The following is a 9,747-nucleotide window of genomic DNA, read 5'->3' on the forward strand; positions in this document are numbered from 1 at the left end:
CCTTTCCGTTGGAAAGGGATCCGACCCCGGACCGGTCAGCCGTTGTCGCGCAGGAACCTGGCCATCGACGATACGCCCGGCACGCGCGGCTCGAACTCGGCGGCGACGTCGATGAAGCCGCGCATCACCGCGATCTCGCGCGGGCTGCGGTTCAAGCCATCACGCGCTTCCGGATCGGCACCGGCGCGCAGCAGGCGCTGTACCAGCAGCGGCAACCCGTGCAGGGCGGCCAGGTGCAACGGGCCGAAGCCACGCGGATCGCGCACATCCAGGCTCACGTCTTCATCCAGCAGGCGCTCGACAGCGGCCATCACCACCTGCTCGTCGCAGGCGGTGCCCGGTTCGGCGCGCGCGCCCATCAGCAGCAGCAACGGCGTGACCGCACCGGCAGCGGCCTGGTCCGGCTCTGCACCGGCCAGCAGCAGGGTGTCGAGCAGCGCCAGCAGGCGCGAACGGTCGCGCGCACTGAAGCCATACAGGGCTGCACAGTGCAGCGGCGCCAGCTGCTGGGCATCGCCGGCATGCACGTCGGCACCGGCGGTGAGCAGGCGCGCCACGATGTCCGGCAGGCCCAGCGCCGAGGCCAGCATCAGCACGGTGACCCCGCCTGGCAGGCGGTGTTCGAGCTGCGCCCCGGCATCGAGCAGGGCCGAGACGATATCGACCTGGCGCATGCTGACCGCCGCCGACAACGGCGTCGCACCACTGGCAGCGGCATGCTGCGGATCGGCGCCGCGCGCCAGCAGCAGGTCGACCACGGCCAGATGGCCACCACCGGCAGCACGCAGCAGCGCGGTGCAGCCCTGCGCATCGACGGCGTCGATGGCAAAGCCCAGATCATTCAAACGACGCACGGCATCGACATCGCCGGCCATCGCGGCGGCCGGCAGATCGCCTTCGCGCAGGGTCCTGCGCGGCAGCGGCCAGACCCGCCAGTCCAGCCAGTCGGCCAGATCGCGACGACCGATCGACAGCGCCACGCCCAGCGGCGTCTGCCCATCGGCAGCACGCGCTTCGGGTGAGGCACCGTGCTGCACCAGCAGCTTCAGTGCACTTTCGCGCGCCAGTGCGGTGGCCAGATGCAGCGCGGTCATGCCATGGCTGTCGCGTGCTTCACGGTCCACGCCGGTCGTGAGCAGGGCCTGCTGCAGGCGCAGCCAACCCAGGCGCACGGCCAGTGACAACGGCGGATCACCGGCCGGCGAGGCTGCAAACGGATCGGCGCCGCGTTCCAGCAGTTCCAGCGCCAGCTGTTCCAGGCCACGCGCCGCCTGGTCGTGCTGCGCACACGCAGCCAGGAAACGCGCCAGGCCACCACGTCCGGCCGGTGACAAGCCATGCTGCAGCATCACCTGCAGGGCCGGTACGGCATCGATTCCGCGCGACAGCAGCGCGAACATCGGTGTATCGGCACAGGCGTCACGCACGTACGGATCGGCACCATGGGCGAGCAACCAGTCGACCGCGCGCGGCTCCAGTGCCAGCTCCGGATCGAGCAGCAGGCCACCCAGTTCTTCGGGCTGGCACAGCCTGGCCAGTGCGGCCATGCCATCGGTATTGCCGAACCCGAGCGCCTCGCGCAGCAGGGTCAACGGCGGGCGATCGGGCAGCAGGCCGCTGGCACTGGCCGTCTCACCGCGCTCGGCCAGGCCATCGCTGACCGCGGCAGGCAGCGGGTAGGACGGATCCAGCAGGGCGACGATCGCCCAGCGACCGGCTTCGGCGGCGTAGTCGACCGCGCGTCGACCGGCCGGATCGCTGCCGTCGGCGGCGATGCCCAGTTCCAGCAGGCGCTTGATCAACAGCGGCGAAACGTCCTCGGCCATCGTTGCCAGCAGCACCGCGTTGCGGCCATCGGTGTCGACAGCAACCAGGTCGGGCTTGTGCGGCAGCAGGTGCTCGACCACGGCGGCGCGGCCGGCACGTGCAGCTTCCAGCCACGGGGTACGGCCCAGTGCGTCGCGCGCTTCCAGGTTGGCACCGGCGGCAAGCAGCACGCCGATGATGTCCACGTGGCCAGCCAATGCCGCTTCGTGCAGCGCGCTGCGGCGCTGGCGGTCACGCGCGTCGGCACGTGCCTTGTGCTTCAGCAGCAGCTGCACGCCGGCTGGATCATCGTCTTCGGTGGCGGCCGCGGCCAGCAGCACCGGGGTGCCGTCAGCCGGTTCGCTGCGGGCGCCGCGCTCCAGCAGGAAGCGCGCCAGCCGCCAGTTGCCGACCTGGCAGGCCACCGCCAACGGCGACCAGCCATCACGGTTCAGTGCGTCGACTTCAGCGGCCGCGTCACGCAGCAGCGCGGCCACGCCCGGGTCTGAACTGCGGGCGGCATGGTGCAGGGGCGTATTGCCCTCACTGTCGGTTGCACGCGAATCGGCGCCGTTGGCCAGCAGGGTCATCACCGCTTCCGGACGCCCATGCCAGCTGTCGCGGGTCGCGGCCAGCAGCGGGGTCATGCCGCGATGCGGCGCGTTCACATCGACGCCGCGGCCGATCAACTCACGCAGCAGGCGCAGGTCCGGCAGGACAGCGGCGAGCACCGCCAGGCTGCGCTGGTCGCGCCAGTTCGGGTCAGGCAGGGAATACGGATCGGCGCCGGCCTGCAGCAGCTGCAGCGCACGGTCGATGCGGCCGTGGCGTGCGGCTTCGTACAGGGCTGGGGTCAGCTCCTGGGGCGCCAAGGCTTCCAGTGGGGTGGTGTCGGCGACCGCGCTGAACAACGTTTCGCGATCGACCGGCAGTTCAGCGCCAAGCGGGCTGCGCAGCGAGACCAGCGGCGCCGGTGCAATGCGCTGCAGCAGCAGATGCAGCAGCGGCGACAGCAGCAGCACCGCCAGTGCCGACGGCCAACGTGCGCTTTCCGGCAGCAGGTCCGGCCAGGTCGGCAGTACGACCAGTGCCGCCAGGGCCATCACCAGTGCCGCCACAGCAAGGCCACGCCAGGCACCGAGGTCACGGCCGGCCAACGCCTGCCAATGCTGGGCCAGCCCACCATCGAGACGCTCGACATCGTTCCACAGCGGCCAGGTGCGCCAGGCCGCCAACAGGCCGGCGCTGACCAGCACGCTCAGGCCCAGCACCGCGGCCAGGCTGCCGCTATCGCGCAGCGCAGCCAGTGGCCAGGCCAGCAGCAGGGCCAGCAGCAACGGCGCGGCGGTCCACAGTGCCAGCAGCGCCGGCAGGTCCTGGCGGGCGATCACCTTGGGTGGCAACAGCGCGCGGCTGCGCCGCCACCACGAGATTCCCAGTGCGAACGCCGGTTGCGCCAGTGCCGCCAGTACCGCGCCGGGCAGGCCACCCAGCGCAGAACCCAGCGCCAGCAAGGCACCGAGGATGAAGGCCAGCGACAGGGCGCGGGATCGGGAAAGCTCAGTCATAGTGGCGCAGCATCATGCTGCTCACCGACGGCGGCACCTGCAGGTAGAACCCGCGCTCGGTCAGTTCGCTGCGCACCTTGGCCGGGTCGGCCTGGGCCAGCTGGCGCTGCGCGTCCAGGGTCACTTCCAGCACGAAGACGAGCGAACCCAACGACGCCGACAGCGGCGCAGGCAAAGCGCTGAAGTCATCGCGTCGGGCGAGATAGACGTAGGTGTCCGGCTTGAGTTGGCTTTTATAGACGTAGGCGTGCATGTCCACGGGACGATAACCCGGGAAGAGCCGTGATTGTGTCGGAAAGCCGACACCGGGGAAAGCCGTCACGCGACGATGGCGGCGCGATCGACGGCGTTTCCCCGTTGAGGTTCAGCAATGTGGCGACGCCGTTCAGCCAGCGCCACCGGTCGGCCGCGCTTACTTGACCTTGGCGTAGGTGCCCTTCAAGGCCACGCCGGCGACGAAGGTGCCAGCCCAGCACTCGTAGTTGGTCGCGCTCTTGAACTCGTTCTTCTTGTAGTAGCTGACGATGTCGACCACGGCGTTGGCGCCGCGCGACTTGGCACCGTCCTGCAGCGCCAGCAGCGCCGACAGGGCAACCCAGTTGCAGGCCTCGACGTCGCTCTTGTTGGCGGCGTTGGTCTTCTTGTTGGTCACGTCTTCGCCCAGGCGCTGCTGCACGCTGACCGGCTGGCCGGCCAGGTAGAAGCGCACGCTGCCGTCGATGCCGGCATCTTTGGCGGCCTGCGAACTGATCAGCTCGCGCAGGGACTGTTCGACGCGGGTATCGCGCGCCGAAGCGGTGGAAGTCAGGGCCAGCAGCGCGGTGGCAGTGGCGATCAGCAGAGTGCGGCGCATCGGAACGTCTCCTTGTTGAGGTGCGGGTAGGGCGGGATCATTCGGTCCAGCGACGGAACACCAGCGAGGTGTTGATGCCGCCGAAGGCGAAGTTGTTGCTCATCACGTACTCGGCCTGCAGCTCGCGGCCTTGTCCGGTGATGAAGTCGAGCTGGCCGCAGCGCGGGTCCACCTCGACCAGATTCAGGGTTGGCGCGAACCAGCCGGCGCGCATCATCTCGATGCTCATCCAGGCTTCGAACGCACCGCAACCGCCCAGCATGTGGCCGACGTAGCTCTTCAACGAGCTGATCGGCACGCGGCTGCCGAACACCTGGGCAGTGGCCTGGGTCTCGGCGATGTCGCCGTGGTCGGTGGCCGTGCCGTGGGCGTTCACGTAGTCGATCTGCGCCGGCTGCAGGCCGGCGTCTTCCAGCGCCAGGCGCATGGCCTGGGCCATGGTGTCGGCGCTGGGCTGGGTAACGTGCTGGCCGTCGCTGTTGGTGCCGTAGCCCACGATCTCGGCAAGGATGGTCGCGCCGCGTGCCTGCGCGTGCTCCAGATCCTCCAGGATCAGCGTGCAGGCGCCCTCGCCCAGCACCAGGCCATCGCGGCCGGCATCGAACGGGCGCGGAGTGGTGTGCGGCGCATCGTTGCGCGTGCTGGTGGCAAACAGGGTGTCGAACACTGCGGCGGCGGTGGCGTCGAGCTGCTCGGCGCCACCGGCCACCATCACCGTCTGCTTGCCGCTGCGGATCGCTTCGTAGCCGGCGCCCACGCCCTGGCTGCCCGACGTACAGGCGCTGGAGGTGGTGTAGACACGTCCGGACAAGCCGAAGAACACACCGATGTTGACCGGCGCGGTATGGCTCATCATCTTCAGGTAGGTGGTGGCGCTGATGCCGTCGGTGGTGAACTCATGCAGCATGCGACCGAATTCGCCGGTGGCCTCGTGGCTGCCCGACGATGAGCCGTAGGCCACGCCGGTGCGGCCACTGCGCAGAACCGGGTGCTCGAACAGTCCTGCCTCACGCAGGGCGACCTCGGTGGCGCGCACCGACATGATCGCCACCTTGCCCATCGAGCGGGTGGTCTTGCGGTTGTAGTTCGGCGGCAGCTCGTAGTCCTGCGCCGGCGCGGCCAGCTTGGTGTTCAGACCCGCATACACATCCCATTCCGGCATCGAACGCACCGCGTTGCGGCAGCTGCGCAGATGGGCCTGGATGGTCGGCCAGTCGTGGCCGAGCGGACTGATGGCGGCGGCACCGGTGACCACCACTCGACGATCGGCGGCCATCAGATCATCCCTCCGTTGACCGAGATCACCTGGCGGGTGATGTACCCGGCCGGCTCGGACAGCAGGAACGCGACCGTGGCCGCCACTTCCTCGGGACGGCCGACGCGGCCGGCCGGGATCAGCTTCAAGGCGTGTTCGACCACTTCTTCGTTGAGCATGTCGGTCTCGATCAGGCCCGGGGCCACGCAGTTGACGGTGATCTGGCGGCTGGCCAGCTCCAGCGCCAATGCCTTGCTGGCGCCGATGATGCCGGCCTTGGCCGCACTGTAATTGACCTGGCCACGGTTGCCGGCCACGCCGGACACCGAGGACAGGGTGACGATGCGGCCCGGCTTGCGCCGCCGCACCATCGGCATGATCAGCGGATGCAGCACGTTGTAGAAGCCGTCCAGATTGGTGTGGATCACCTGGTCCCAGTCGTCCTCGGACAATGCCGGGAACGCGCCGTCACGGGCGATGCCGGCATTGCACACCACGCCGTAATAGGCGCCATGTGCCTCCACGTCTGACTCCAGCGCGGCACGTGCGGCGGCACGATCGGCCACGTCGAACGCCAGCACGCGGGCCTGCTGGCCCAGTGCCTGGATCTCGTCGGCCACTGCCTGTGCTTCTTCCACACGGCTGCGGCAATGCACCACCACGTCGAAGCCATCGCGCGCGATACGCAGCGCAATGGCCCGGCCGATGCCCCGGCTCGCGCCGGTCACCAGCACGCTTCGATTCCCTGTCATGCCTGTCCACTCTCCAGATAGGCCATCGAGTCGGCCGGTTCGAACACCGACACGTTGGCAACCGCCCATTCTTCTTCGCCTGCCAGGATGCGGCAGGCAAACATCCCTAATCCATTGTCGCCCAACAGCTCGCAACGCGCCTGTACCTGCAGGCGGGTACCGCTGGGGAAGCTGCTGCGCGTGCTGGCATAGCGCCGGCTGCCGAGCAGGAAGCCCAGCTGCGGCGGGTTGCCGGCCGTACGCGCACGGCAGCCGGCCCAGGCGGCGATGGCCTGGGCCATGTATTCGATGCCGACCCATGCCGGTACCGCACCGTCTTCGATGAACAGGCCGGCCTCGGGCACCACCAGTTCCGCCTCGATGCTGTCCTGGTCCCAGCGCAGGATGCGGTCCAGCAGGCACATGTCCTGGCGGTGCGGCACCACTTCTTCGATGGCATACAGCGGCATGTTCATCGGCGCTCCAGTGCCAGCACGGCATTGCTGCCGCCGAAGGCGAACGAATTGCTCAGCACCCGCCGCGGCAGCTGCGGCAGGAAGGTCGCCGGGGCGACCAGCGGCAACGCCGGCAGCGCCGGATCGGCCACGCCGTCCCACCAGTGCGGCGGCAGCTGCTGCTGCGGATTCTCGGCCAGCAGGATCCAGCACAGCGCCGCTTCGATCGCGCCGGACGCACCCAGAGTGTGGCCAGTCAATGGCTTGGTCGAGCTGGCCGGCACATCGGTGCCCAGTACCTGCGCCACGGCGTGGCTTTCCATCGCGTCGTTGTGGCCGGTCGCGGTGCCATGCAGGTTCACGTAATCCACTTCCGAAGGCGCCCAGCCGGCACGCTGCAATGCCTGCTGCAGGGCATCGATGGCACCCAGACCCTGCGGATCCGGTGCGGACATATGGTGCGCGTCGGCCGACTCACCCCAACCGGCCAGGCTGACCGGACCCGGTTCGCGGGTCAGCAGGAACAGCGCGGCGCCCTCGCCGATGTTGATCCCGCAGCGATGCTGCGAGAACGGGTTGCAGCGCACGGCGGAGACTGATTCGAGCGCGCTGAATCCGGCGACGGTGAACCGGCACAGGGAATCGGCACCACCGGCGATGACCGCATCGACGATGCCCGAACGCAGCATGCGCGCAGCCGACATCAACGCCTTGGCGCTGGACGAACAGGCCGTGGACAGCGTCCAGGCCGGGCCCAGCGCGCCACTGCGCTCCCGCACGAACTGCGCGGCGGTGCCCATTTCCTGCTGCGCGTAGTCGAACCCTTCGGGCCAATGGCCGTGCTCGGCGCGGGTACGCAGCGCCTGCTCTGATTCACCGATGCCCGAGGTACTGGTGCCCAGCACCACGGCCACGCGTTCGGCACCGTAACAGCTGATGGCCTCGGCAACGGCCGGCGCAATCTGCGCCAGGGCCACGTCCAGCAGCGCGTTGTTGCGGCCACGCAGGGACACCGGCAGGGCTTCCAGCGTCGGCAACGGGCTGTGCACTTCGCCCAGCGCCAGAGTGCGACCTGGCAGCAGGGTAGCGTTGTCGCTCAACCCGCCGGGCACGTCGGCAAACAGCGCAGCCGCCACTGCGGCGCGGCCGTCACCCAATGCGCAGACCACGCCGAGGTCGTTGAGGAAAATGGGCGCGCTCTTCATTGCTGGCCGGCCATGTCGATCGATTCGATGCGCAGGGTGTAGCCCTCGGCGCGGTTGTCCAGTTGCACGCTGCCATCAGCCAAGCGCTGCAGCTGCAGCCACACGGTGCCATCGCGCAACAGGCTGCGCTGGCGGCCGTCATCGCTCACCTGCCAGCCGGCCGGCAGCGCGGCGGCAACGGCGTCGGTTGGCCACAGCGCGAACTGCAGGTCGTCCAGCACGCGTTCGGCGCGCACCTGTGGCGGCAGCCACGGTGCACGCTGCTGGGTCAGCTGCTGGCCATCCCACTGCAGGCGCACGCCGGTCTGGCCCATCGCCTGCACGGCCAGCCGCACCTGCTGCGCGTCAGCCTCCAGCAGCGCGTCCAGATCACGCTCGTGGCTGCCGAAGCGGAAGTGCAGCTGCTGCTGCAGGGCCAACGGCGCCGGCAGGCTGGACGGTGCCAGCCGCAACGGCGGCAGTTCGACCAGCGGTCGCGGCATGCGGCTGGCACAGGCGGCCAGCAGCAGGCACAGCAGGACCGCAGAAAGGCGGGCAATCAGGCGCTGCACAGTTCCTCCAGCACACGCATGCGGCGGCCGCTGTCGTCGGCCACATACGGATTGTTGGTGTCCCAAGCGTAGCCGGCCAGGATGGAGCTGATCATGTCGCGCACCTGCGGCTGCTGGTCGGGGTGGTAGATGATCTTCTGGAAGCCGCCCTGGTACCAGCTTTCGACGAAGCGGCGGAAGGTCTTCACGCCGGCACGCAGCGGAATCGAGAAGTCCTTTTCCCAGTCAACGGTCTCGCCCGCGTAGCGGCGCTTCAGGCATTCGCTGGCCAACTGCGCGGATTTGAACGCGATGGTGACACCGGAGGAGAACACCGGATCGAGGAACTCGCCGGCGTTGCCCAGCAGCGCATAGCCCGGGCCCCACAGCGAGCTGACGTTGGCCGAATAGCCGGTGATGCGGCGCACCGGCAGCACTGCCCATTCGGCGTTGGCCAGCAGCGAGGTCAGGTTCGGATCTTCGCCGACGATGGCCTGCAGCTTCTGCAGATCGTCGCCTTCGTAGCGCTCGAAGAATGACGGCTCGGCAACCACGCCCAGCGAGCAGCAGCCGTTGGAGAACGGAATCGTCCAGTACCAGACGTCGATGTGCTCGGGATGGGTGGTGATCAGGATCTTGTTGCGGTCGAAATCCGCTTCGGCCGGGATGTTGTCACGCACGTGGCAGAAGATCGCGCCACGCACCGGGAAATTGGACGGCGATTCCAGGTTGAGCAGGCGCGGCAGCAGCCGTGCGAAGCCGGACGCGTCGAGGATGAAATCGGCTTCGATGCGGTACTCGCTGCCATCCGGGCGGCGCACGTTCACCACCGGCTGTTCGCCCGGCTCGACTGCCAGCACTTCGTCGCCGAAACGCAGGGTCGCGCCCATGCGCTCGGCGCCGCGCGCCAGCACGTTGTCGAAGTCGGCGCGCTGCACCTGGTAGGTGGTGCCCCAGCCCGGCGAGAACTTCTTCCTGAAGTCGAACGCGGTGCGCGCTTCCCCGTGCACGAAGGCCGCGCCGTTCTTGTACTGGAAGCCCGCCTCGACCACGTCCTGCAGCAGACCCGCCGCTTCGATGTATTCCATGCTCTGCGGCAGCAGGCTCTCGCCGATGGAAAAGCGCGGGAACTGCTGGCGTTCCAGCATCAGCACCTTGCGGCCCTGCTGGCGCAGCATCGCCGCGGCCACCGAACCGGCCGGGCCCGCGCCGATGATCAGGATTTCGGTACGTTCCACGTCTTCGTGGCTGGAAGAATCAGCAGCATCCACAGCAGTAGTCATCGGTGCGTCCTTGTTGCTCGATCAGGTGGAAAAGCGGAGGAATCGGAATGAAGCGTGTCCG

At 68.6% G+C, this 9,747-nt stretch carries 9 protein-coding genes; all 9 read right to left on the bottom strand.

Annotated features, from left to right (window positions below; genetic code table 11):
* Positions 1–35: 35 nt before the first annotated feature.
* Positions 36–3,374, bottom strand: a complete 3,339-nt coding sequence (locus tag QOL57_RS12105) for an ankyrin repeat domain-containing protein (protein ID WP_089237728.1) — start codon at positions 3,372–3,374, stop codon at positions 36–38.
* A complete protein-coding gene (locus tag QOL57_RS12110; protein WP_089237730.1) occupies positions 3,367–3,627 on the bottom strand; it encodes a YcgL domain-containing protein in 261 nt (86 codons plus the stop codon). Before QOL57_RS12110 ends, QOL57_RS12105 begins: the two co-directional genes overlap by 8 nt.
* 159 nt (positions 3,628–3,786) lie before the next feature.
* The gene (locus tag QOL57_RS12115; protein WP_025877987.1) at positions 3,787–4,227 is read right to left on the bottom strand and encodes a hypothetical protein; all 441 of its coding nucleotides are present in this window, start codon (positions 4,225–4,227) and stop codon (positions 3,787–3,789) included.
* A gap of 37 nt (positions 4,228–4,264) precedes the next feature.
* Positions 4,265–5,503: a beta-ketoacyl-ACP synthase gene (locus QOL57_RS12120; protein WP_089237732.1), complete on the bottom strand. Its 1,239-nt coding sequence runs from the start codon at positions 5,501–5,503 to the stop codon at positions 4,265–4,267.
* Positions 5,503–6,234: a 3-oxoacyl-ACP reductase FabG gene (fabG, locus tag QOL57_RS12125; protein ID WP_089237734.1), complete on the bottom strand. Its 732-nt coding sequence runs from the start codon at positions 6,232–6,234 to the stop codon at positions 5,503–5,505. The genes QOL57_RS12120 and fabG overlap by 1 nt, the downstream gene beginning before the upstream one ends.
* Positions 6,231–6,689 carry a hotdog family protein gene (locus tag QOL57_RS12130; protein ID WP_089237736.1) on the bottom strand — a complete coding sequence of 153 codons (459 nt, stop codon included), beginning with the start codon at positions 6,687–6,689 and terminating at the stop codon, positions 6,231–6,233. Before QOL57_RS12130 ends, fabG begins: the two co-directional genes overlap by 4 nt.
* On the bottom strand, positions 6,686–7,873 hold the full coding sequence (locus QOL57_RS12135; protein ID WP_089237738.1) for a beta-ketoacyl-[acyl-carrier-protein] synthase family protein: 1,188 nt from the start codon (positions 7,871–7,873) through the stop codon (positions 6,686–6,688). Before QOL57_RS12135 ends, QOL57_RS12130 begins: the two co-directional genes overlap by 4 nt.
* A complete protein-coding gene (locus tag QOL57_RS12140) occupies positions 7,870–8,424 on the bottom strand; it encodes a DUF3261 domain-containing protein (protein WP_089237740.1) in 555 nt (184 codons plus the stop codon). Before QOL57_RS12140 ends, QOL57_RS12135 begins: the two co-directional genes overlap by 4 nt.
* On the bottom strand, positions 8,412–9,686 hold the full coding sequence (locus QOL57_RS12145; RefSeq protein ID WP_089237742.1) for an NAD(P)/FAD-dependent oxidoreductase: 1,275 nt from the start codon (positions 9,684–9,686) through the stop codon (positions 8,412–8,414). Before QOL57_RS12145 ends, QOL57_RS12140 begins: the two co-directional genes overlap by 13 nt.
* Between the last annotated feature and the right edge of the window lie 61 nt (positions 9,687–9,747).

The sequence above is a fragment of the Stenotrophomonas sp. yr243 genome, from assembly GCF_900184195.1.
Classification (GTDB): Bacteria; Pseudomonadota; Gammaproteobacteria; order Xanthomonadales; family Xanthomonadaceae; genus Stenotrophomonas; species Stenotrophomonas lactitubi.